This is a genomic window from Sediminibacterium sp. FW305-C-269 (assembly GCF_058231045.1).
Map to the genome: position 1 here is coordinate 151105 of NZ_JBIQXQ010000001.1, position 23061 is coordinate 174165.

General features: G+C 48.7%; 17 protein-coding genes. 12 read left to right on the forward strand and 5 right to left on the reverse strand.

Going from position 1 to position 23061, the window contains the following annotated elements; all coding sequences use genetic code 11:
• Positions 1-61 precede the first annotated feature (61 nt).
• The gene (locus tag ACH3Y6_RS00670) at positions 62-3433 is read right to left on the reverse strand and encodes a hypothetical protein (protein WP_490833634.1); all 3372 of its coding nucleotides are present in this window, start codon (positions 3431-3433) and stop codon (positions 62-64) included.
• A 59-nt stretch (positions 3434-3492) separates the two neighbouring features.
• Between ACH3Y6_RS00670 and ACH3Y6_RS00675 the strand changes: the two genes are divergently transcribed.
• Positions 3493-4128, forward strand: a complete 636-nt coding sequence (locus ACH3Y6_RS00675; RefSeq protein ID WP_490833635.1) for an MBL fold metallo-hydrolase — start codon at positions 3493-3495, stop codon at positions 4126-4128.
• 3 nt (positions 4129-4131) lie between these two features.
• Here ACH3Y6_RS00675 and ACH3Y6_RS00680 read toward each other — a convergent pair whose 3' ends face one another.
• Positions 4132-6264 (reverse strand): hypothetical protein, encoded by a 2133-nt coding sequence (locus ACH3Y6_RS00680; RefSeq protein ID WP_490833636.1) that lies wholly within the window; start codon positions 6262-6264, stop codon positions 4132-4134.
• A 193-nt stretch (positions 6265-6457) separates the two neighbouring features.
• On the opposite strand from ACH3Y6_RS00680, the gene ACH3Y6_RS00685 reads away from it, so the two are divergent.
• From ACH3Y6_RS00685 to galE, 5 genes are all read left to right on the forward strand, one after another.
• Complete coding sequence (locus ACH3Y6_RS00685) at positions 6458-7144, forward strand: response regulator transcription factor (RefSeq protein WP_490833637.1); 687 nt, start codon at positions 6458-6460, stop codon at positions 7142-7144.
• Positions 7145-7211: 67 nt separating this feature from the next.
• Positions 7212-8261, forward strand: a complete 1050-nt coding sequence (locus tag ACH3Y6_RS00690) for a sensor histidine kinase (protein ID WP_490833638.1) — start codon at positions 7212-7214, stop codon at positions 8259-8261.
• A gap of 337 nt (positions 8262-8598) precedes the next feature.
• Entirely contained in the window at positions 8599-9246 is a 648-nt protein-coding gene (locus tag ACH3Y6_RS00695) for a DUF47 domain-containing protein (RefSeq protein WP_490833639.1), read from the forward strand.
• Between the two features lie 115 nt (positions 9247-9361).
• Entirely contained in the window at positions 9362-10405 is a 1044-nt protein-coding gene (locus ACH3Y6_RS00700) for an inorganic phosphate transporter (RefSeq protein ID WP_490833640.1), read from the forward strand.
• 62 nt (positions 10406-10467) lie between these two features.
• Positions 10468-11511, forward strand: a complete 1044-nt coding sequence (galE, locus tag ACH3Y6_RS00705) for a UDP-glucose 4-epimerase GalE (RefSeq protein WP_490833641.1) — start codon at positions 10468-10470, stop codon at positions 11509-11511.
• Positions 11512-11520: 9 nt separating this feature from the next.
• On the opposite strand, the gene ACH3Y6_RS00710 is transcribed toward galE, so the two are convergent.
• Both ACH3Y6_RS00710 and prfA read right to left on the reverse strand, forming a co-directional pair.
• A complete protein-coding gene (locus ACH3Y6_RS00710; protein ID WP_490833642.1) occupies positions 11521-12225 on the reverse strand; it encodes a hypothetical protein in 705 nt (234 codons plus the stop codon).
• Positions 12226-12267: 42 nt separating this feature from the next.
• Entirely contained in the window at positions 12268-13329 is a 1062-nt protein-coding gene (prfA, locus tag ACH3Y6_RS00715; protein ID WP_490833643.1) for a peptide chain release factor 1, read from the reverse strand.
• Positions 13330-13424: 95 nt separating this feature from the next.
• Here prfA and ACH3Y6_RS00720 point away from each other — a divergent pair, with 95 nt between their 5' ends.
• From ACH3Y6_RS00720 to ACH3Y6_RS00745, 6 genes are all read left to right on the forward strand, one after another.
• Positions 13425-14990: an N-acyl-D-amino-acid deacylase family protein gene (locus tag ACH3Y6_RS00720; RefSeq protein WP_490833644.1), complete on the forward strand. Its 1566-nt coding sequence runs from the start codon at positions 13425-13427 to the stop codon at positions 14988-14990.
• A 2-nt stretch (positions 14991-14992) separates the two neighbouring features.
• Positions 14993-16081 (forward strand): serine hydrolase domain-containing protein, encoded by a 1089-nt coding sequence (locus tag ACH3Y6_RS00725; protein WP_490833645.1) that lies wholly within the window; start codon positions 14993-14995, stop codon positions 16079-16081.
• Positions 16082-16090: 9 nt separating this feature from the next.
• Positions 16091-17260 carry a dipeptidase gene (locus ACH3Y6_RS00730; RefSeq protein WP_490833646.1) on the forward strand — a complete coding sequence of 390 codons (1170 nt, stop codon included), beginning with the start codon at positions 16091-16093 and terminating at the stop codon, positions 17258-17260.
• 57 nt (positions 17261-17317) lie between these two features.
• Positions 17318-19414 carry a S9 family peptidase gene (locus ACH3Y6_RS00735; protein ID WP_490833647.1) on the forward strand — a complete coding sequence of 699 codons (2097 nt, stop codon included), beginning with the start codon at positions 17318-17320 and terminating at the stop codon, positions 19412-19414.
• 24 nt (positions 19415-19438) lie between these two features.
• A complete protein-coding gene (locus ACH3Y6_RS00740; protein ID WP_490833648.1) occupies positions 19439-21613 on the forward strand; it encodes a penicillin acylase family protein in 2175 nt (724 codons plus the stop codon).
• 105 nt (positions 21614-21718) lie between these two features.
• Positions 21719-22249 carry a hypothetical protein gene (locus ACH3Y6_RS00745; RefSeq protein WP_490833649.1) on the forward strand — a complete coding sequence of 177 codons (531 nt, stop codon included), beginning with the start codon at positions 21719-21721 and terminating at the stop codon, positions 22247-22249.
• A 26-nt stretch (positions 22250-22275) separates the two neighbouring features.
• Here ACH3Y6_RS00745 and ACH3Y6_RS00750 read toward each other — a convergent pair whose 3' ends face one another.
• The gene (locus ACH3Y6_RS00750) at positions 22276-23004 is read right to left on the reverse strand and encodes a heavy-metal-associated domain-containing protein (RefSeq protein ID WP_490833650.1); all 729 of its coding nucleotides are present in this window, start codon (positions 23002-23004) and stop codon (positions 22276-22278) included.
• Positions 23005-23061: the final 57 nt, after the last annotated feature.

Here is a 23061-nt window from a genome sequence, read left to right on the forward strand (position 1 = left end):
ACTGCATATAAAAAGAGCGCATGCAATCATGCGCTCTTTTTATATATCGTTCGGTCATCTGTTAGAAATCAAACCCTAAAGAAAAATACCATACCGGTTTGCCCAGGAACAATCCTTTCATGGGCCAGCCCGCATCCAGTTTCACAAAATAGCCCAGTGCCGTACTGCGTACGCCAAATCCATAACCACCGGCAAAGGGTCCTAAACCGCCTGCATCAATTCGTACCAGGATGGGCGTATTGGGCGCAGTGATCACTTCACCCGGACGTTTGATACCATTGTATTTGCCATTCCAGGCCGTTCCCAGGTCAAGGAACTGTACCAGCTGGAAATTACGCAGGAACGCATTGTTGATAGGCCGGTTGAGTAAGGTTGAGAACACAGGGAACCGGAATTCACTGTTGATCACCACCGCATTGTTTCCGTTGGCGATATTCTGGTTATAACCACGCATATTCAAAGTAAGCGACTGGAACGCATAGGTCTGATCGGCTGCCGGCTGGTTATTATTGAACTTAGGACTGATCCAGCCATCTACCCCACCCAGGTAATAGAGGATCTTTTGTCCGCCCCAGGAGAAATCACCGGCGGCACGGCCGGCCCAGATAAAGTTCCGGTAGATCTTATGGTAATACCTGGCATCAAAACCAAGATTCAGCGTGGATTTCCCATTATTCATCGCTGTTTTGAAAGTAGGCATGTTCACATCAAAATAGATCTTGTAACGGAGTCCGTTCCAGATGTTCTGTGTCGGGTTGATGGTATTGTCATGCACATACTCGAATCGCGATACGATGTACCGGGTAACCGTGTCATTGAATTTCAGTGCATTCGGATCCGGGTACCCTGAGTTGTTGTTGTACGAACGGAGTACCCCCCTGTCGCTTCGTAAACCTACTGTTGCCCGGAAGCTCTTTACCTCGTTGAAAGGATAAGAGATGTTGAACTGGTACAGGTTCGTATACAACATGGTGTTGAAACTGGTGCTGTAAAAATTGCTGACGTTACTGCGGTAATAAGTGAGTCCCCAATCAAAACGCCTGCGCAGGTTCTGGTAGGAGAAGAACACATCTTTATCGCTCAGGTTGGTACCAAAACGGATACCTCCTACAAATTTCTGATCCTCCATCAGGTCGCTGGCGCCCACGCGGAATGTGAAATTGAAATCATTACCATTGTTCAGCCGGATTGGTCCTGAGCCTCCGCCATAAGGTTGATAGCGGTTGATCAGAATATTATTGGTAAACCCGACCAACGCATAATCGGAACTGAACTTAAGACGGTAATCGAACAAACGGGAGCGGCTCAATACAGAAGTCTTTGGCTGTGCAGCCAGCAATTGATTCTGGATCGCATAACTGGCACTGTCAGGTTTTTCATCAGCGAACTCGTTCTGAAAGAAGTCTTTTACTTTTTTCGTAGTATCTGCCACCGCTTTTTTGCTGTAGATGATCGCTTTGCCTTCGCTGGCTTTTTTCTCTGCGGTCAGCTTGCGTACATATTCCGTGGGCCTTGCATTCACATTGCGTTTGGCCAGCGCCTGCTCATCCACTTTCAGCTTGTACAGGAATTTGAAGTCGCCCTCTCTTCTCACTTCGCTCACCAATCCATTATTACCGGCGATCCTGGTTTCGAGCAGGGTGCTCTGGTAATTCGTGATGGGGAAGGTATAGGTAGAGTCTTTGTACACCTGGAAATAACTTACGCTGTCCGGCTCCTGTTTCTGCCATGCCACCAGCGTGGAATCGAATTCTTTGGGCGATGGATTACGCAGCAACTCATCACCGATATAATACAGGGTATCCAGTCCGTTCCGCTGGGTGGCAAAGAAACCTGCCCAACGGTTGCCGATACCATTTTCATCGGATACAAAAGTGAAATGGTTGGTATTGTATTGCATGGGATAACGGGCATTCCCCATTTTCACATCGGTGAGTTTGGCCAGTTGTTTCTGTTTGCTGTCGTTCAGGATATCCACCATGTAAATATTGAAAGGGTATTTACTGGGCAACACCGTATCCTGGTTCGGCGCATCAGGACTGGGGCGGTTGGATGCATAAATGATCCCCGAACGGTTGGGGAAAGACACAAAACTGGGATCCAGGTCATCATACACATCATTGGTGATCTGGGTGGCTTTATCTGCATCTATCTTATAGGTATAGATATCCGAATGGCCATTCTTCACGGCACTCATCACCAGTGTATTGGCGTCCAGCATGAACGAAGCATCGAGCACCTGGTCGAATCCGGTGATCTCCTGTTTGTACCGTTTGATCTTGGCGATGATATCGTACACGAACATTTTCACTTTTCCGCTCTCCCAGTATACCACCAGTAAGCGGGTGCCCTTCCCATCCCACGCAAGAATGGGATAATTGGGATTGATATCTCCCTGGTTGGTGCGTACGCCGATCTTCAATAAAGTGCGTGCGTCATAAAAATTCTCCATCAGCTTTACCCGGTACTGGCCTTTCTTGAATTCCACCACACCATAGGTACTGCTTTTGGGATTGGGATTGGCCTGGAACCGGAAATAATCATTCTTGGAAACATCTTCTGATACGTTCAGCTGCCCCTTGGGCTGGTTGCGGCGCTGGCGGATATCTTTGGCATACAGTTCCTGCTGGTACTGCATGAAATCGGACAATACTTCTTTGAATTTTCTTTTACAAACCCGCAAACAGGCATTGTTGAGGTTCTTGTAAATGCGTGCCAGGTATAAGAGATAGGTAATATTTTCCTTACGGTATTTTTCACCGATATAGTACCAGAAAGCATGGCCTGCCAGTACCGGTTTCTCAAAAGCGAACTGGTAAAAGGAATTGTAACGGCCGCCCAGTATCGCACTTTTCAATTCGTCATCTTTAGCAGTGCTCCAGGGTTCGGCTGCATACGACACATACCCGTCAACCAGCCATTTGGGCAGGTCCAGCAAAGCCTGGTTACTGGCGAACTCGCCGATATCATCTCCAAAAAGCAGGTTATCTGTCAGCACCCTTGCAATGCCCTCGCGTATCTGTCGTTTCAGGTGTTCGTGATTACCATCGAAATACACCACCAGTTTATTGTTGACCAGCTTGGTCAGTCCGCCGGAGTTCTGCCAGTCACTTCCCAATCCGATATTACTGCTTTTAAAATCGTTATAGCTGTTGTACACCACGATATTGGCGCGGCGCTGCAATGAATATTCAATGAAATTCTCGATCGGTCTCAGTTCTTCCTCAGCAACCTGCGCCACAAATTTTCCCAGTTCCACGCCACCCTGTGCCACATAGGTATTGAAGTTGGGCGACTGGTAAAATTTCCAGATGAATTTCTTATGCTGAACCCGGTTCTTGCCAAACTCCACAGAGTTCACCTGTGCGTTTAGCATGGCGGGAAAAAGAAAACCGGTAAAAAAAACAAATAGAGCGATTCGATTCACTTGCATATCCGAACTTTAGTATTTTAAAATTAGTCATTTACCATTAAAAGCAGGTAAAATACACTATGATCAAGGTCAGGTTTTTTACGTTCAGCCCTGTTCAGGAAAATACCTATGTGCTGTATAATGAGCAGAACAAAGCTATTATAATTGATCCCGGATGTTACTTCACTGCTGAACAGGAAACGTTAAAAAAGTTTATAGATGATACGCAGCTGGAACCGGTAAGGTTGCTGAACACCCATTGCCACCTGGACCATGTTTTCGGGAACAAATGGGTCTCTGAAACCTGGAACCTGGAGCTGCACCTGCATGCCGGTGAGGAACAAATGTTAAAACTTGCTCCCTTATCCGGCGAAAAATGGGGGTTGCCCTTCCAGAACTATAGCGGTCCGCTGCATTTTCTGGAAGAAGGAGATACGATCCGGCTGGGTAATGATGCCTTGAAAGTGATATTGGCTCCGGGACACTCACCCGCCAGCATCTGTTTCTATTGCGAGGAGCAGGGATTCCTGGTAGGTGGCGATGTGCTGTTCCGCGAAAGTATTGGCCGCACCGACCTGCCGGGCGGGAACCATGAGACCCTGCTCAAAAACATCCGCGAAAAACTCTTTGTATTACCCGATGAAGTGGTGGTGTACCCCGGGCATGGACCATCCACTACCATTGGTTACGAGAAAACGCATAACCCATTCCTGTAATCACTACCTGTTTGCCGCCTTATCATAGGCCATGATGAAAATGGCTCCGAGGTTCCGGTGCGGGGGAATATAGTCATCGAATTTCTCGCGGTAACCTGCTCCTACCCTGCCTTTCACCGTTTTCCAGAGTTCTTCCCAATTCAGGTCCTTACCCAACCGTAACCTGTCGGTGATGGCATCTATCAGGCTCTGGTTCAGCACGCCTGCTGCCACCTGTTTGGAAGAGATGATATGGGCCTGCGGACAGATCTTCAGGATATCATTCAGTTTCTGGTAACCTCCGCAACTGCCCAACAATACGATCTTGGCGCTGGAGGGTAACCTTTTAATGGTCTCCCCAACATAATAACTATGTCCACGGTGTATCACAATACTGGGTGCCAGGTTCTTATGTTCAAAATAACTGATCAGGCTGTCCTGCGCCTGCAGGTCCAGTTCCCTGGTTTCATCCAGCGGCAGGTTGGCGTAAATGGTGATGGGGGTACCTTTCACCGAACTGATCTCCACCCACTGCGGTTTGCGCACAATGCGCCAGTTGGCATTGCTGAAACGGCTCATGAAAGCACCAAAATAATTGCGTGCATCCTTATCGCCATATGAGAACTGCTGTACAATGATCCGGCCTGTGGCATCCTGCAATGATTTTCTGGGCATGATGTATACAGGGTCGATACCCAGGCGCTCAGCGATATTCACTTTACTGGTCGAGTCCATCGACAGGAAAATGGTATTCAGTAATTCATATATCAGTGTTCCTCTTTTATTGTGATTTTCCGTACTGGCTGCCAGGTTCACCTGAACCTGCGCCAGGATCAGCTTACGCAGGTCTTTCTGGTAGATACTGGCGTACGAATCGGCCACATCCACCGCATCTTCCAGTGTTGGCGAAACATCCAGTCCATTCACGAACCTGCGCATCAGGTTCTCAGCAGTATACCGGTCCATCCGTCCCAGGAAATTGTCCAGCGTGTTATAGGCCGCACAGATCTTGATGAACTTCTTATAATAATCGCCATGCACCATCCGTAACAGGCTATCGGCCCTCGGTACCCGCATGCGCTGGAAGATCCTTGGATAGACACCCACCACAAAACTGGAGGTATAGATCTCTTCCTCGCCCATCACTGCCAGGTAATACAGTTCTTCCGGGCCCAGGTGCTCCAGTTTACGGAAACGTACCTGTTCATTCGAAACATCATGCAGGGCATTGATCTCGTTGATGAAAAGTTCTACCGCCTTGCTGCGCAGTTTATTGGTCAATATCTCTGCGGCCATGGGCGTATCGCCCCGCTGCATGCGCATGGCATAATCGATCCTTGTTTTTACAAGCAACTGGTAATAACCCATAGAAGAGTCATTGATCACATACGGTGTGATGGAATCCATCGTGATCTTGTTGCGGTAAAGGTTATCGAGGAAGGGGAAATACATGCGGCCCGTTTTGGTGAGGGCCAGGCGACCGATGATCTTTACCAGGGGGTGGCCGGACGATTGGATCCTTCTACCCAATGCATTGGGCACCGCTGCATAGGTATACAGTTCCTCCTGGTTGCGCAAAGCGGCCTGCACAATGAGGCTGTCGGCAAACCGGTTATCGGGATAACGGGTCAGTATCTTCAGGATATCGTCGGGATTGCGCTGGCAGCTTTTCAAGACCAGGTAATCGCCGGCAGCCGCCACACCTTCATTGTTCTTCAAAGCAAAATTATTGAGCAGGATGTCGCCGACCTCGATACTGTTCTCAACGATCACCGGCAGGATGGAATTGCCCGACAGGTCGGCCAGCATCGCATCTTCATAGGCTTTTGCCAGTACCGGCAGCATGGCGGGGGTCATGGACCTGGAACGGTAGGCGGATAAAAAACCGGTCAGCATTTCATTCACCCCACGTAGCCATTTGAATTTGGCATTATCGTTGAGGTCCTTGTTCATTTCGATCCTGGCACGCAGGTTATGGATACGCAAACGGAGATTACGGTCGATGGGCCTGTCGAGCTGTACATTGCCCGTAAACGGGATCAGGCTGTCCGATTTACTTTTCAGGTGCGTGATCTGGTTCAGAGTGATCAGTATGGTCTCATGATGGAACTCTCTGGCGGCCGGTATCTCAGGCATGGGCAGCTCTTCCTGCGCCATGACAAAAATTGCGAGGAATACAGCGGATATTGTACCGAAAATCTTTTTTCTATCCATATACGGGGTCAAAAATAGGTTCATTTGTAAGAAGACCCATATTTCGGGCCAAATGCAGTTAACAATAACATAATAAAGCCAAAACCTGCAATTGCGGTTCTTTAAAATTAATTTTGTGTAAACATTAGGTTAACTCATGGAAGCAAAGCCCAAACAGATACTGATCGCCGATGATGAGCCCGATATTCTGGAGATAGTCAGTTACAACCTTGGTAAAGAAGGCTATGAGGTATACACCGCCAAAGACGGCAACGAAGCCATTGAACGTGCCAAACAGCTTCACCCCGACCTCATCATCCTGGATGTGATGATGCCCAGGAAAACAGGGGTGGAAGTTTGCCAGATCCTCCGATCACAACCTATGTTCCAGGATACACTCATCATATTCCTGACCGCCATGAGTGATGAAGCCTCCCAGATCAAAGGACTGGAGACCGGAGCCGACGATTATGTGAACAAACCCATCAGCCCCAAAGTGCTGATCAGCCGCGTAAACGCATTGTTCAGAAGATTGAACAAAGACGATAACAATACAGGAAAGAGCATCGTACTGGGTAATATCACCATCGACCCGGTCAAATTCCTGGTCACCATCAACAACCAGGAAGTGGTCCTGGCCAAAAAAGAGTTCGAACTGCTGTACCTGCTGGCCTCACGCCCCGGCAGAGTGTTCCTCCGCAACGAGATCCTGTCCCAGGTATGGGGCAACGATGTGATCGTGGGCGACCGTACCATCGACGTACATATCCGCAAAGTGCGCCAGAAACTGGGAGTAGACTGCATCACCACCGTGAAGGGCGTGGGGTATAAGTTTGAATTATAGTTAAACATCCAGCATCCAGCATCTAGTATCCAGCATCCAGAAACCAGAATCCAGTAACTTTGAATAGATGTTCAAGACCAAGAACCTATCTCCGCAACAGTTATCGGCTTTTACAGCGCTGATCCTATCGATCCCTATCTCGGTGGGTATCTGGATATTACGGCCTGATTGGGTCATTGCAGTGACTTCGCTGGGCATCACTTTTGTAGGCAGTTACCTGTTGATCCGTTTTGTATTGGAGTCCTTCATCTACCGTAAGATCAAACTCATTTACAAGTTCATTTACCAGACCAAGGCCAGCAAACGGGAAGAGACCTATTATAAATATATCCTTCCCCAGAAAGGTATTGATGAAGTGAGGCAGGATGTGGAGCAATGGGCCGAGCAGCGTAGTGCTGAGATAGAACTGCTGAAGACCAATGAAGCCTACCGCAAAGAATTCCTGCAAAACCTGGCACACGAGTTCAAAACACCCATTTTCGCCATACAGGGATACGTGGATACTTTGCTGGGCGGGGCCATGGAGAACCCTGAACTAAGCAAACGTTTCCTGGAAAATACGGCACGCAATGTGGAGCGGATGGTGAACCTGGTAGAGGACCTGGACGAGATATCGAAGCTGGAAAGCGGACAGCAGCCACTGTACAAGGTGAATTTTGTGATCCAGGACCTGATACGCGAAACCTTTGAAGCACTCTCTATCAAGACCCATGCAAAAAATATCCGCTGCAGTATCAAAAAAGGCTGCGAATCGCCCATCACGGTCTTTGCAGACAAGGAAAAGATCCGGCAGGTGTTGAATAACCTGGTAGAGAATGCCACCAAATACGGAAAACAGGATGGCAGCATCGTAGCCAGCATCTACAAGACCGATGGCCGGCATGTGCTCATCGAACTCAGTGATGACGGTATCGGTATCTCGGAGGAACATTTACCCCGCATTTTTGAACGTTTTTACCGAACCGACCGGGGCAGAAGCCGCGACGTAGGCGGCACCGGCCTGGGACTGGCCATCTGCAAACATATCATCGAAGCACATGGCCAGACCATGCACGTACGCAGTAAACTGGACGTGGGTACCACCATAGGATTTACCCTTGAAGCGAGAAAAGACTAGGGAATGATGAATGTTGAACAAGGAATGATGAATGTTGAACCGTCTTTCCCATTCAACATTCATCATTCCTTGTTCAGCGTTCATCATTCAAAAAGCCCCGATAGACATCGGGGCCGAACATGAGAAAATGCTATTGCCATTGCTTACTGTGTTGCAAAGTTGCGATAGGTACATTACCGGAAAATGAACAAAAAGAGACCAAATCATTACCAAAAGGGCTCAAAATGGTCATTTTGATACGAAAAAACAGGAAAATCCAATGTTACCAAATCATTAATTGATTGAATGGAGTCAACTTTGCAGTCCATAATGTTACTTTTGCCTAAATTTTGAATGTATGGGTATCAACAACTTCGGTCGCTTTTTCATGCCAAAGAACAAGGTCTTCTATGAACTGTTTGAAGACGTTGCCGAGAAAGTGCATGAGATGGGTATCAAACTCAAAGAAATGGTGAGTGAACCCGATGCCAACAAACGCGTGTCGGTATTGTCGCAGATAGAGGACCTGGAGCATAAGAACGACGATAATACCCACCGTATCTTCACAGAACTGGGCCGCAATTTCATCACTCCTTTTGACCGTGAAGACATACACTACCTGGCCAGTGCGCTTGACGATATCGCAGATTATATCTATGCCTGTGCCAAGAAAATCAATTTCTATAATGTAAACCCGAACGATACCGGTATCCAGAAGATGGCCGACCTGATCCTGCAGGGTTCTATCGAGATCAAAAAAGCCGTTTTGGGTCTGCGTGATATGAAGAACCTGCGCGAGATGACAGAAGCCATGGTAAAAGTGAACAGTATCGAGAACCAGGCGGATGATGTGTTTGATATGAGTATTGAAATGCTTTTCCAGCAGGAGAACGACTTCAAGGAAGTGATCAAGAAAAGAGAGATCTACCAGGTAATGGAGATCGTTACCGACAAATGTGAGGACGCGGCCAACGTGATCGAATCCATTATCATCAAATACGCATAATTTAATGGGTAATTGGTAATTAATAATTAGAAATAAGGCCTCTTTCATTCCTTATTACCATCAACAGCAGCACAATAATTATTCATTACTGACTACTGATTACTAATTAAACAATATGTTTACGATCCTTATCATCATTATTGCGCTCGCTTTCATCTTCGATTATATCAACGGGTTTCATGATGCAGCCAATTCGATCGCCACAGTAGTCTCTACCAAGGTACTCACCCCTTTCCAGGCAGTGCTTTGGGCTGCTTTTTTCAACTTCGCTGCTTTTTTCATTTCAAAATATATCTTCAAGGAATTCGGCATCGGTAATACGGTAGCCAAATGGGTTCATGGAGAATTCATCACCCTGGAAGTGATCCTGGCGGGTATCATTGCCGCCATCATCTGGAACCTGGTTACCTGGTGGTTCGGTATCCCTTCCAGTTCTTCGCATACTTTGATGGGTGGATTCGTTGGTGCTGCGCTGGCACATGCCGGCGGTTTCAGTGAGAATGGGGTGGATGTGATCAATTACGTAAAAGTGGTACCCACTTTCCTCTTTATTTTCATGGCCCCGCTGATCGGTATGTTCATCGCCTTCATGATCACGATCCTGATTGTACACTTATGCAAACGATCGAACCCGTATAAGGCAGAGAACTGGTTCAAGAAACTACAGCTGGTATCTTCGGCGGCCTTCAGTCTTGGCCACGGTGGCAATGACGCCCAGAAAGTGATGGGGATCATCGGTGCCGCCATGATCTATTACGAAAAGACGGTCAAAGGCAATGTCATGGACTTTAACCAGTTCGTGAATGAATACAGCTGGGTGCCTTTCTGCAGCTTCCTGGCCATTGGCCTGGGAACCATGAGCGGCGGTTGGAAGATCGTGAAAACCATGGGTACCCGCATCACCAAAGTGACCCCGCTGGAAGGTGTGGCCGCTGAAACCGCAGGTGCCATTACCCTGTTCATGACAGAACATTTCAAGATCCCGGTATCTACCACCCATACCATTACCGGTTCCATCATCGGCGTTGGCGCCACCAAACGTTTGAGTGCCGTACGCTGGGGAGTGACCGTAAACCTGTTATGGGCCTGGATCATGACCATTCCTATTTCCGCAGCCATTGCGGCATTGGTATACTACCTGCTGAAACTATTTATCTAAGCCCGACGGTAAAATGAATTTTATTCTGCATATCAAATTATCTTGCAGGATAACTTATCAGTATGTCTAAGATCCTCGTTACCGGCGGATGCGGTTTTATTGGTTCACACACCATTGTAGATCTGTTAGAAAACGGCTTCTCTGTGGTTTCTGTGGATGATAATTCCAGGTCAACCAGTTATGCCCTGAACGGTATTGAACAGATCACCGGTAAAAAGGTCAAGAATTATACGGTGGACCTCAAGAATTTCGACGAAACACGTGCCGTATTCCAGGAGAATCCTGACATCAGCGGCATCATCCATTTTGCTGCTTACAAAGCCGTTGGCGAATCGGTTGAGGAACCCATACGTTATTACGAGAACAATATTTTCGGATTGATCAACCTGCTCAAATGTGTGCAGGAGTTCAATATCCCGAATTTCGTTTTCTCCTCTTCCTGTACGGTCTATGGCAACCCTGATGAGATACCGGTAACAGAAGCATCCCCCATCAAAAAAGCAGAATCGCCCTATGGCGCCACCAAACAGATGGGAGAACAGATATTGCAGGATTTTACCAAAGCCTTACCTGGTCTGTCTACCATCCTGCTGCGTTATTTCAACCCGGTAGGTGCACATCCTTCCACGCTGATCGGCGAGATCCCGGTTGGCAAACCCCAGAACCTGGTACCCGTGATCACACAGACCGCTATCGGCAAACTGCCGAAAATGTGGGTACATGGAAATGATTACGATACCCGTGACGGCAGCTGTGTCCGTGATTATATCCATGTCTGTGACATTGCCCATGCACACACACTCGCGATCCAGTACCTGGCATCCAGAAAGAACAAGACCCGCTGCGATGTCTTTAACCTGGGCACCGGCGATGGTGTGACCGTACTCGAAGCCATTCATATGTTTGAGGAAGTGAGCGGCGTAAAACTGAATTACGAGATCGGTCCTCGACGCCCAGGCGATGTGATTGCCATCTACGCCAACAATAACCTGGCCGTTACAGAGCTGGGCTGGAAGATCCGTTACAACCTGCGGGACATGATGCAGACCGCCTGGGCATGGGAACGTAAGATCAGGGAAACAGAAGAACAGGTAAAGAACAACTGAGCACTGAATTCAACGCGCTAACCCGTTGTAATAGCGAACCAGTTTCAGCAGGTCTTCCTCTTTTTTGCATCGCAGGTCATTGGATGAAACATAGGCAGCCAGTTCCTGCCCATGATCGCCCAGCAAAGCGATGACCGAGCTGTTGTCTTTCGCAGCTATTTTCCGCATGCCTTTCTCAGGGCTGTACACATAATAGGTTTCCTTCTGCGTGAATACGCGGGTGGTCTGGTTGCTGCCATAATACTTGATATCCTTATAGTTGATCCCGATATGTTTCAGCAACTGCAGCCTGCCTGAGTCCAGCAACTGGTAAAAACTGTTTGTGGTCTGTGCATCCACTGCGGGAAAACCGCTTTGCAGTATCGTATTTTTAGATACATCATTGCAGTCTGTGAATAGGATCCTTTCGATAGGGGGTACCGACACCATTTCCTTCCCGTCGCCCGCATCATAGATCACGAGGTTCTCCTGCAGGTTCAGTTTTACCTTGATCCCGCTGTAGGATCTTCCGTTACGCACCTTCAGTTCTGCCGTACAATATTCGCTATGGAAAAAAGGGCTGCCTTCAATGGCATACTCCGAGCGCAGCATCAGTGGATGGCCGTTCACATCCTGCAAAAAAGCATTGGATTCCTTCATGAACTGAAGGTTCTGTCCCTGGCCAATACCCAGCAAAGGCAACAGGAACCATAAGAAGCATACAGAAGGTTTCATTCAGCAGGTTTTTGGATACACTGCTAAAGTTACAGGAACCTTTTATTGGTTCACCATTTTGGCGGCATTCTCTGCCATCTGCAGGGCTTCGATGAATTCATCGATATCACCATTGATCACGGCATCCAGGTTATAGGAAGTAAGCCCGATCCGGTGATCGGTAACGCGTCCCTGCGGCCAGTTATAGGTGCGGATCTTGGCACTTCGGTCTCCTGTGCTGACCAGGGTTTTACGTTGCCGCGCGATCTCATCTTCCTGCTTACGCACCTGCTCTTCGTAGAGTTTGGTACGCAACATGGCCATGGCTTTTTCGCGGTTGCCCAGCTGTGAACGTTCGGTCTGGCAAACCACTACCACACCTGTGGGAATATGGGTAAGAAATACTTTGGTCTCTACTTTGTTTACGTTCTGTCCACCCGCACCACCACTTCGGGCGGTCTCCATTTTTACATCGCTCTCTTTCAGTTCAAAATCCACTTCTTCCGCTTCAGGCATCACCGCAACGGTTGCAGCGGAGGTATGCACGCGGCCCTGTGTTTCTGTATCCGGCACCCGCTGTACCCGGTGTACACCAGATTCGAATTTCAGGGTTCCGTATACGTCTTCGCCGGTCACTTCCACCACCACTTCCTTATAACCGCCTACCGTTCCTTCGCTTTCACTTACGATCGCTGTTTTCCAGCCCTTACGTGAACAATAACGGAGGTACATGCCCAGCAGGTCGCCGGCAAACAGGCTGGCCTCATCACCACCCGTTCCGGCACGGATCTCGAGAATCGCATTTTTATCGTCCTGGGGATCTTTGGGTATCAGCAGTTTGGTCAGTTCTTTTTCCAGCGTTTCCTTTCGCTGCTCCAGTTCGGGCAGCTCCATTTTGGCCAGTTCGCGCATCTCCTCATCGGTACCATTCTGGGCCTCTTTGGCAAAATCGTAGTCGGCCAGTACTTTCTTATATTCCTCGTAAGGTTTCACGATCTTCTCCAGAGAACGGTATTCTTTGCTGTAAGCGCCAAATTCCTTCTGGTTATTAATCACTTCCGGGTTGGTGAGGGCAATACCCACCTGTTCAAATCTCGCTTTTATCGCATCAAGCTTATTCAGCATATCCTTCTATTAAAGTTGGCAAAACTACAGTTTTACCGGGGAAGCGCGCAGACTATTCAGAGATTACTTAATTTCATGACCCTCAACGATTGATTATGCGATTGCTTCTGTTTTGCACCTGTTTGCTGCTGACGGCCCTGGGATATGGCCAGCAGGCCGATATCCTCATCAAAAACGGCAAGATCATGGACGGTACCGGCAACAGCTGGTTCTATGGCGATATTGCCATACAGAAAGGACGGATCGCAGCCGTAGGCAAGCTTAGCCGCTGGTCGTCACCCAGGACCATTGATGCCAGCGGACTGGTGGTTGCCCCCGGGTTCATCGATGTACACACCCATATTGAAGGGGAAGAAAAAAGGCAACCCACGGCCGATAATTTCATTTATGATGGCGTGACCTCTGTAGTCACCGGTAACTGTGGTGGCTCCAACGTGAACATAGGCCGGTATTTCTCCATGCTGGACAGTTTGCAACTCTCCATCAATGTAGCCACCCTGATCGGTCATAATGATGTGCGCAAAGCCGCCATGGGCTCGGCCAACCGTGACCCCAACGAAGCGGAGATGCAGCAGATGGAATCGATCGTGGAACAGGCCATGAAAGACGGTGCCGTAGGGTTGTCTACCGGCCTCATTTATATTCCCGGAACCTATTCCAAGACCGAAGAAGTGGTTCGATTGGCCAAAGCGGCCGCCAAATACCATGGTGTATATGCCAGCCATATGCGCGATGAGGGCGACAGCGTTACCCAGGCCATTGAAGAAGCCCTGCATATTGGCAGGGAAGCCAGGATACCGGTAGAGATCTCACATTTTAAATTGAGCGGCCAACAGAACTGGGGACGCAGCAGGGAAACCCTACCCATGATCATCAAAGCCCGGGAGGAAGGGCTGGATGTCACCATCGACCAGTATCCCTATACTGCCAGCAGCACTTCACTGAGTACCTTATTACCGGACTGGGTGCTGGCCGACGGGCAGGACTCCATTAAGGCCAGACTGGCCCGCCCCGATATCAGGAAACAGGTTGCAGAACATATGCTGAAACGGTTGAAGAAACGCAAACTCAAACATTTCAGTTACCCGGTGGTGGCTTCTTTCCGGGCAGACAGCACTTTTAACGGAAAAAGTATTGAGGAAGTGAACCTGATGAAAGGCAGAAAACACAAGGCCAAAGAAGAGACCGAGACCATTATGGAAATGATGGAGCAGGGCGGCGCAGGTATGGTGTTCCATGGTATGGGTAACGAAGATGTGAAAGCCATCATGCAATATCCCTTCAACATGTTTGCCAGCGATGCCAGCATCCGTGTATACGCTTCGGGCAACCCGCATCCCAGGGGGTATGGCACCAATGCCAGGGTATTGGGCAAATATGTGCGTGAAGAAAAAGTGATCTCACTGGAAGAAGCCATCCGCAGAATGACATCCCTGCCCGCACAGAAGTTCCAGCTGTACGACCGTGGATTACTTCGCGAAGGTTTTGCAGCAGATATTGTGTTGTTCGATGAGCAGAAAGTGCAGGACCTCTCCACCTACGACAAACCACACCAGTACAGCACCGGTTTTCAATACGTGCTGGTGAACGGGCAGGTAACGGTGGACCAGGGCAAACACAATGGTACCCGGGCCGGCACTACTTTACGTCTGAAAAACTGACCATGAGAACATACTTTTTGGCAACACTGTTATTTGCCTGTACACTGGGATATGCCCAGAAACAGGAATACAGGGGCATTGATTCCATTTTACTTCCCGCAGCCGGTAAACAACCTATCAATGCTGTGGTATTGATTGCAGAGAAAGGGAAGGTCGTGTATGAAAAAGTAATGGGGTACCGGAGATTCGCAGATAAGGAACCCCTGCAAAAAACCGATGTATTTGAACTGGCTTCGGTAAGTAAACAGTTCACCGCCATGGTGATCATGATGTTGCACGAGAAAGCCCTGCTGCAATACGACGACCTGGTGGAGAAATATTTGGACATCCCTTACAAAGGCATTACCATACGCCACCTGCTTACCCATACCAGCGGATTACCCGACTACCAGGAGATCATGGATACCCATTGGGATAAGAGCAAGGTAGCCGGGAACCCTGATATACTGGCATACCTGAACCGGTATGCCCCACCCAAGCTATTTGAGCCGGGAGAGAAATACCAGTACAGCAACACCGGGTATGTATTACTGGCCAGCATCGCTGAAAAAGTGAGCGGTCGTGACTTCATAGAATTCTGCCAGGCAGAGATCTTCCGGAAACTCGGCATGAAACATACCGCCATCCGAACGCTGGCGGAAAAAGCAGCGGTACAGAATTTCGCCATCGGGCATATCTATGTGAAGGAAAAAAATGATTTTATCCGTGCCGATTCTTTCCCATCCTCCGATTACACCATCTGGCTGGGTAACCGAAAAGGACCCGGGCGCATCAGTTCCACTGCACAGGACCTGCTGAAATGGGACCAGGCTCTCTACACGGAAAAACTCGTCAAACAATCCACGCTGGCAGAAGCCTTCAAACCCATGGTGTTGAACAACGGAAGTATCTCCAATTATGGTTTTGGATGGATCCCCGTCACCAACGACCCATCCGGTCTGATCGTATGGCACAATGGAGACAATCCCGGCTACAAGACAGAGATCATGCGTTTCATCGGCAAACAGAAAACACTGATCATCCTCTGCAACAATGCATCTGACCAATTCGAGAATACCATCCAACAGATCCGTAACCTGCTCACCCGTTAATAACTTACCATGTTAAAAAAACTAGCACTCCTCCTCATCCCTTTCACCGTTCAGGCACAACAGTACCAGAAGATCCACAAGAATGCGATCGTGATCGATTCGCACAACGATATCCTTACTGCCTGTATGGAGAAAAAAGTAAGTATGGATGATAACCTGAAAGGCAGGACCCACTCGGATCTGAACCGTTTTAAAGAGGGAGGTGTGGATGTACAGATCTTTTCCGTATGGTGCGATGGCAGCAAAGAGAACCCATTTGCCTGGGCCAACCGTGAAATGGACACACTGGATGCAGTAGTGGCGCGCAACCCAGATAAGATCGCCATCGTAAAGAATACAAAAGAGCTGAAACGCGCTATCAGGCAGGGGAAACTGGCGGCTATGTTCGGTGTGGAAGGCGGGCACATGATCGAAGACAAACTGGAGAACCTGGACAAACTCTATGCCCGTGGAACCCGGTATATGACCCTGACCTGGAATAATTCTCCCTCCTGGGCAACATCGGCCATGCTGGAAACAGGAAAAAAAGACAGCCTGGCCGCCACCACCAAAGGACTTACCGATTTTGGCAAACAGGTGATCAAACGGATGAATGAGTTAGGTATGATGGTGGATCTTTCACATGTGGGCGAACAGACTTTCTGGGATGCCATACAGACCACCACCAAACCCGTCATCGTTTCGCATAGCAATGCGTATGCACTTTGTCCTTCGTTCCGGAACCTGAAAGACGAACAGATCATTGCCGTAGGTAAGAACGGAGGGGTGATCGACCTGAATTTCTATTCCGGTTTTGTAGACAGCAGTTCCAAAAGAAAAGAAACGCTGTTTATCCGGTCGCACATGGCAGAACTCGATTCACTGGTGAAAACAGGCATGCAGCGGGAATATGCCATTACCCTGATCGCTGATAAATATGTGGAAGAGGCACAGGCTGCCAGGGCCCCTTTATCCATGTTACTGGATCACCTGGATTATATCGTAAAGCTGGCAGGGGTTGACCATGTAGGATTGGGTTCTGATTTCGATGGCATCAATTCCGCCCCGCAGCAGCTGGATGATGTAACCACCTATCCCGTCATTACCAAGGCATTGCTGGAAAGAGGATACAGCAAAAAGGATATCACTAAAATCATGGGCGGCAATATCCTCAGGGTTTTACAGGCGAACGAAAAATAGCAGGAACGCGTTATCAAACGCTCCAAGCCATATTGTATTCTTCCAAAATAAACACACATGAGAAAAGCACTGCTGCTGTTATTGCTGCCCCTGCAGGTATGGGCACAGGACATTCCTTTTCGATCTTACAAGAACTATCCCTTCCCTACCGAATTACATGCTGCCGCTCAAGGTTCACGGATAGCCTGGTCATTGGACGAACAGGGTGTTCGAAATGTATACGTTGCAGAAGGTCCCGCATTTACACCCAGGAAGCTGACCGCTTTCAACCGTAACGACGGACAGGAGATCACCAGCCTTACGCTTTCGGATGATGGTAAATGGGTGGTATTTGTTCGTGGCGGCGATCATGGTTCCAATTACGATGCAGGTCTGCCCATCAACGCCTCACACGATGTGAACCCTTTTAAAGTGCAGATAGCCAGTGTGCCCTTTGCCGGTGGAGATACCAAATACCTGTCAGAAGGCGATGCACCGGAAATTTCTCCCGACGGCAAAACAGTTGCCTTTATCAAAAACGGGCAGGTATGGCTGGCCCCGACAGATGGCGCTGCTGCTGCCAAAAATCTATTTACCACAAGAGGATCGGTAAGCTCACTGGAATGGCATCCGGACGGAACCGCAGTCCTGTTCGTATCCAACCGGGGCGATCATTCCATTATCGGCATCTATACGGATGCGGCAAGTCCCATCAAATGGATCGCGGCATCTTTTTACCGCGACCTCAGCCCACGCTGGTCACCGGATGGCAAACAGATCGTTTTTGTAAGAAGACCGGGGGCTGGTGGAGAGCCCGATTCTTTGATGGCTAAAAAACACCAGCCATGGAGCATCTATACGGCCGATGTACATACCGGTAAAGAAACGCTTTTGTGGAAAGCACCCACCACCCTGCGCGGCTCTGCGCCCACCACACATGGTGGTACCAACCTGCACTGGGCTACCAATGGCCGGATCGTTTTTCTATCTTACCAGGATGGCTGGCCGCATTTGTACTCCATAGCTGCTACCGGTGGAAAAGAGTTGTTGCTGACACCCGGTAATTTCATGTGTGAACACATCACCCTAAGCACTGACAGGAAAAAGCTGACCTTCAGCGCCAATACCGGTAATGATCCGCTGGATATAGAAAGAAGGCATGCAGCCATCGTAAGTGTAGACAAAGCGGATATGCAGGTACTGACACCCGGCAGCGGACTTGAGTGGACCCCTGTTGTAACCGATGGCGGTAACAGCCTGGCTTTTATCAGTGCAACCGCACAGCAGAGTCCATTACCAGCTGTCATGCCGCTGAACGGCGATAAAAAGATACGCTTACTCTGCGAAGACAGGGTTCCTGCAGATTTCCCACGTCACAAACTGGTGACACCCAAACAGGTATTATTCAAAGCTGCCGATGGAGTAACGGTACATGCAGACCTGTTCATGCCCGAAGGAACAAGCCCTTCAAAAAAACCCGCCATTGTATACGTACATGGAGGACCACCGCGCCAAATGCTGCTGGGCTGGAACTATTCAGACTATTATTCCAATGCCTATGCGGCCAACCAATACCTGGCCAGTCAGGGATTTGTGGTACTGGTAGTGAATTATCGCCTGGGCATTGGTTATGGGTATGAATTTCACCAGGCCAAAAACGGCGGTGCTTTCGGGGCTGCCGAATACCAGGACATACAGGCTGCCGGGAAATGGTTACAGGAACAATCCTTTGTGGATGCCAAACGTATTGGCATTTACGGCGGTTCCTACGGAGGGTATCTTACCGCTATGGCATTGGCCAGAGATTCAAAAATATTTGCCGCCGGGGTAGATATTCATGGTGTGCACGATTGGGGAACACAGGCTGCCCTGATGACTGCGGGAGAGAAATATGAGAAAGCACCCGATTACGAAAAAGCCTTACAGACCGCCTGGGCCTCCTCACCCGTGTCGTCTGTTAGAACATGGAAATCGCCGGTACTGATCATCCACGCAGACGATGACAGGAACGTGCGATTCAACCAGAGTGTAGACCTCATCAACCGCCTTGAAAAACACAGTGTACCTTTTGAGACCATGATGGTCGTAGACGATACCCATCACTGGATGAACTGGAACAACGCGGTCACCGTATACAATGCGGTAGCAGAATACTTTATGCGAAAACTCAAATAAGATTCACCAGAAAAGAAACTAAACATGCGAAAGCTATTCTTATTGCTGATTGCACCTATCCATTTGCTGGCACAGCCTTTTTCAAAAACGGAGATCAGCCAATGGGAGCAGCAGGCAAAAAAAGTAACCATCATCCGCGACAACTGGGGCATCCCGCATATATACGGAAAAACTGATGCCGATGCTGTTTTCGGACTGCTCTACGCACAATGCGAAGACGATTTCAAAAGAGTGGAGATGAACTACATTGAAAAACTGGGCAGACTGTCAGAAGTGAACGGAGAAAAAGACCTGTACAACGACCTGCAGATCCGGATGATCATCGATTCGGCCGATGCGGTAAAGGATTATCGGAACAGTCCCGCCTGGTTACAGAAACTGCTCAATGCCTATGCAGATGGCATCAACTATTATCTCTACAAACACCCTTCGGTAAAACCTGCCCTGCTAACCCGGTTCCAGCCCTGGTATCCCATGTTATGGACCGATGGCAGCATTGGCGCCATTGATGTGGCAGACATCAGCGTGAATGAACTGAAAAGTTTTTATTCCGGTGAACCGGCAGTGACCGCAGCCCTGATCACACCTGAAGTGGATCCCTTACCGGGTGGTTCCAATGGTTTTGCCCTTGCACCTGCTAAGACCGCATCGGGTAATGCAATACTGTATATCAATCCGCATGTCACTTTTTATTTCCGTCCCGAAGTGGCCGTTCAGAGTGAGGAGGGCTTACATGCATACGGGGCCGTTACCTGGGGGCAGTTCTTCATCTACCAGGGATTTAACCAGCACCTGGGATGGATGCACACCAGCAGTTACAGCGATGTGGCCGACGCTTATATAGAGAAAGTGAGCAAAAAAGGCAACCAATGGGTGTATGAATATGATGGTACCACAAAACCTGTGGGCACAAAGAACATCACACTCAGGTACCTCAGTAACGGGCAGTTGCAAAGCAAGACCATCACCACTTACTATACGCATCATGGTCCGGTGATGGCCCGGCGAAACGGTAACTGGATCAGCGTAAAAGCCAATAACCGTTCCGTAAAAGGCATCATACAATCCTGGGAACGGACTAAAGCCAGGGATTATGTGGAATTCAAAAAAACCATGGAGCTGCTGGCCAACACCTCCAACAACACCGTGTATGCGGATGACAAGGGTAATATCGCTTACTGGCATGGTAATTTCATGCCAAAGCGTGATCCCAGATACAACTGGTCAAAACCCGTGGACGGCACCACCCCGCTTACCGAGTGGAAAGGGTTGCACACACTGGATGAACTGATACAGGTAAAAAATCCGGCCACGGGATGGATCCAGAACTGTAATTCCACCCCCTTCACCGTATCGGGAAGCAGCTCTCCTAAAAAAGAAAATTTCCCGGCCTACATGGCACCCATGGGTGAGAATTTCCGTGGCGTGAATGCTACCAAAATACTGGATGCCAATACTGCCTACACCCTCGACAAGACCATCGCATCGGGTTACGATACACATCTGGCTGCTTTTGATGTATTGATTCCGGCCCTTGTAAAAGCATATGAGGATCATTCATCCGTTGATGCATCTTTGGCGGAACCGATCGCTTTGTTAAAAGCCTGGGACAGGAACTCATCCGAGCCATCCATTGCCACCACCGTTGCCATTGAATGGGCCCAGAAGATCTGGCCAATCATACAGAAACCCAACGGGCCCGACGATAAAGCAGACCAGGTAGAAAAAACACATCGATTTGCAGCAACCGCACCTGCCGAAGCATTACTGGCACCGCTGGCAGCCACCCTGAATGAGCTTACCCAGAAATTCGGCACCTGGCAAAAACCCTGGGGAGAGATCAATCGATACCAACGCATCACAGCCGATATTGCAGATAAACACGATGACAGGTTACCCAGCATTCCCTGCGGTTTTGCGGCATCCACCTGGGGAGCACTGCCCTCCTTTGTCAGCAGGACCTATCCCGGAACCAAGCTCCGGTATGGATACAATGGCAACAGTTTTATCTGTGCCGTAGAGTTTGGCAAAAAGGTAACGGCCAAATCCTTGCTGGCAGGTGGTAACAGCGGCGATATGCAGTCAAAACATTTTGGCGACCAGGCGGTCATGTACACCAAGGGACAATTCAAAGACGTATTGTTTTACAAGGAAGATGTGGTAAAACATGCAGAAAGGACCTATCACCCCGGCGAATAGATGACCCATACCGGTCACACAAAAAGGCTGCAGTGAAAATACTGCAGCCTTTTTTATACCCGATCGGTCACTACTGCGTTTTGAGAATTGTCCCTATCTTTAAGTATGAGAAAGAGTAAGCTGCTGTCCCTCGTTGTTCTACTGGTAACCGTTCAAGCATCGGCACAAACAAATGCTGTGAATCCGGCGCATGGTTTACCGGGTCATCGTTGCGATATCGCTGTTGGCGCACCGCTGAATTCAGCACCGGCTGCACCCAAACCCGCTGCCGCTCCCATGAAACCCGGACAGCCTTACCCTGGAATGATGATCAATCCTCCCAAAAACAATCCTGCCGGCACAGCCGTTGTCAATACACAGGCGCCAGCAGCTCCTGCTCAAAAAACAGTACCCGCCAAACCGGTAAAACCGGCAGCCCCCTCTGTAAAAACCACCGCCAGGCTGAACCCGGCACATGGACAACCTGGTCATCGCTGCGATATTGCCGTGGGTGCGCCTCTGACTGCTGCACCAGCTGCACCTGTTAGCGCCCCGCAACCAGTGGCACCCAATGCTGCCGGCGTAAAATTGAACCCGCCACATGGCCAGCCGGGACATGATTGCAGCGTGGAAGTAGGTAAACCGCTGAAACAATAAAAAAGCGTTTTACAACACGCTCAATATTATATCTGATACAGCATTGCAGCACTCATACCAATCATCAGCAGATCTTCTATGATGGTAACGGTACTCATGGGAAGGTTAAAGACCGCTCCCAAACAGGCACACTTGATTTTTCTTTTGTTAAATACACTTTGTAAAACACCCACAATACTTACCAGCATTACCAGCAATGTTAGGCTGTTGGTGACCACCGCATAGAAGTTTACAGAATAGGCGATACCCAATGCCAATTCAACAAAAGGATATATATAACCCCATACACGAAATCTTTTGGCAACAATATCATACATCGAATAACTATCGGCAAAACCTTGCAGGTTCAGCATCTTGAAAAAGGAAAAAACCAGGAAGAAACCGGCCATAAATACCCGCATCAAATGCATCAGGTCCCAAGAACCATAAGAGATAGCTGTCATCAGGGTCACCAGGATAATATATCCAAAAACCAGTAATAAAGGACGATAGATGGCCAACCATGACCTTGGCTCTTCTTCAGCAATCCCTGTAACAGGCGGGACAATATTATCTGTCAACTGGTATTTGGGGTATTCGTATAAAGCCTGTTGCAAAGTGGTGGTGGCAATATGGGCGTTCATTGACACGGTAACCGTTTGACTATTTCGGTCGATTTCAATGTTCTTTACACCGGGAACAATAGCTAATGCCGTCTTCACTTTTTTTTCACAGCTGGCACAGGTCATTCCGGTTACATGGTAGTTATGTTTCATAGTAATGGTATTTACCACAAAACTAACTTCGGCCATCGGCCTTGCCGTTATACAATA

Excerpts from the sequence above, each read along its gene's own strand:
- ACH3Y6_RS00690 (WP_490833638.1), top strand. The coding sequence starts at position 7,212 with ATGTTCAAGACCAAGAACCTATCTCCGCAACAGTTATCGGCTTTTACA.
- ACH3Y6_RS00700 (WP_490833640.1), top strand. The coding sequence starts at position 9,362 with ATGTTTACGATCCTTATCATCATTATTGCGCTCGCTTTCATCTTCGAT.
- ACH3Y6_RS00670 (WP_490833634.1), bottom strand. The coding sequence starts at position 3,433 with ATGCAAGTGAATCGAATCGCTCTATTTGTTTTTTTTACCGGTTTTCTT.
- ACH3Y6_RS00725 (WP_490833645.1), top strand. The coding sequence starts at position 14,993 with ATGAGAACATACTTTTTGGCAACACTGTTATTTGCCTGTACACTGGGA.
- ACH3Y6_RS00695 (WP_490833639.1), top strand. The coding sequence starts at position 8,599 with ATGGGTATCAACAACTTCGGTCGCTTTTTCATGCCAAAGAACAAGGTC.
- ACH3Y6_RS00730 (WP_490833646.1), top strand. The coding sequence starts at position 16,091 with ATGTTAAAAAAACTAGCACTCCTCCTCATCCCTTTCACCGTTCAGGCA.
- ACH3Y6_RS00720 (WP_490833644.1), top strand. The coding sequence starts at position 13,425 with ATGCGATTGCTTCTGTTTTGCACCTGTTTGCTGCTGACGGCCCTGGGA.
- ACH3Y6_RS00750 (WP_490833650.1), bottom strand. The coding sequence starts at position 23,004 with ATGAAACATAACTACCATGTAACCGGAATGACCTGTGCCAGCTGTGAA.
- ACH3Y6_RS00735 (WP_490833647.1), top strand. The coding sequence starts at position 17,318 with ATGAGAAAAGCACTGCTGCTGTTATTGCTGCCCCTGCAGGTATGGGCA.
- ACH3Y6_RS00740 (WP_490833648.1), top strand. The coding sequence starts at position 19,439 with ATGCGAAAGCTATTCTTATTGCTGATTGCACCTATCCATTTGCTGGCA.
- ACH3Y6_RS00685 (WP_490833637.1), top strand. The coding sequence starts at position 6,458 with ATGGAAGCAAAGCCCAAACAGATACTGATCGCCGATGATGAGCCCGAT.
- prfA (WP_490833643.1), bottom strand. The coding sequence starts at position 13,329 with ATGCTGAATAAGCTTGATGCGATAAAAGCGAGATTTGAACAGGTGGGT.
- galE (WP_490833641.1), top strand. The coding sequence starts at position 10,468 with ATGTCTAAGATCCTCGTTACCGGCGGATGCGGTTTTATTGGTTCACAC.
- ACH3Y6_RS00675 (WP_490833635.1), top strand. The coding sequence starts at position 3,493 with ATGATCAAGGTCAGGTTTTTTACGTTCAGCCCTGTTCAGGAAAATACC.
- ACH3Y6_RS00680 (WP_490833636.1), bottom strand. The coding sequence starts at position 6,264 with ATGGCGCAGGAAGAGCTGCCCATGCCTGAGATACCGGCCGCCAGAGAG.
- ACH3Y6_RS00745 (WP_490833649.1), top strand. The coding sequence starts at position 21,719 with ATGAGAAAGAGTAAGCTGCTGTCCCTCGTTGTTCTACTGGTAACCGTT.
- ACH3Y6_RS00710 (WP_490833642.1), bottom strand. The coding sequence starts at position 12,225 with ATGAAACCTTCTGTATGCTTCTTATGGTTCCTGTTGCCTTTGCTGGGT.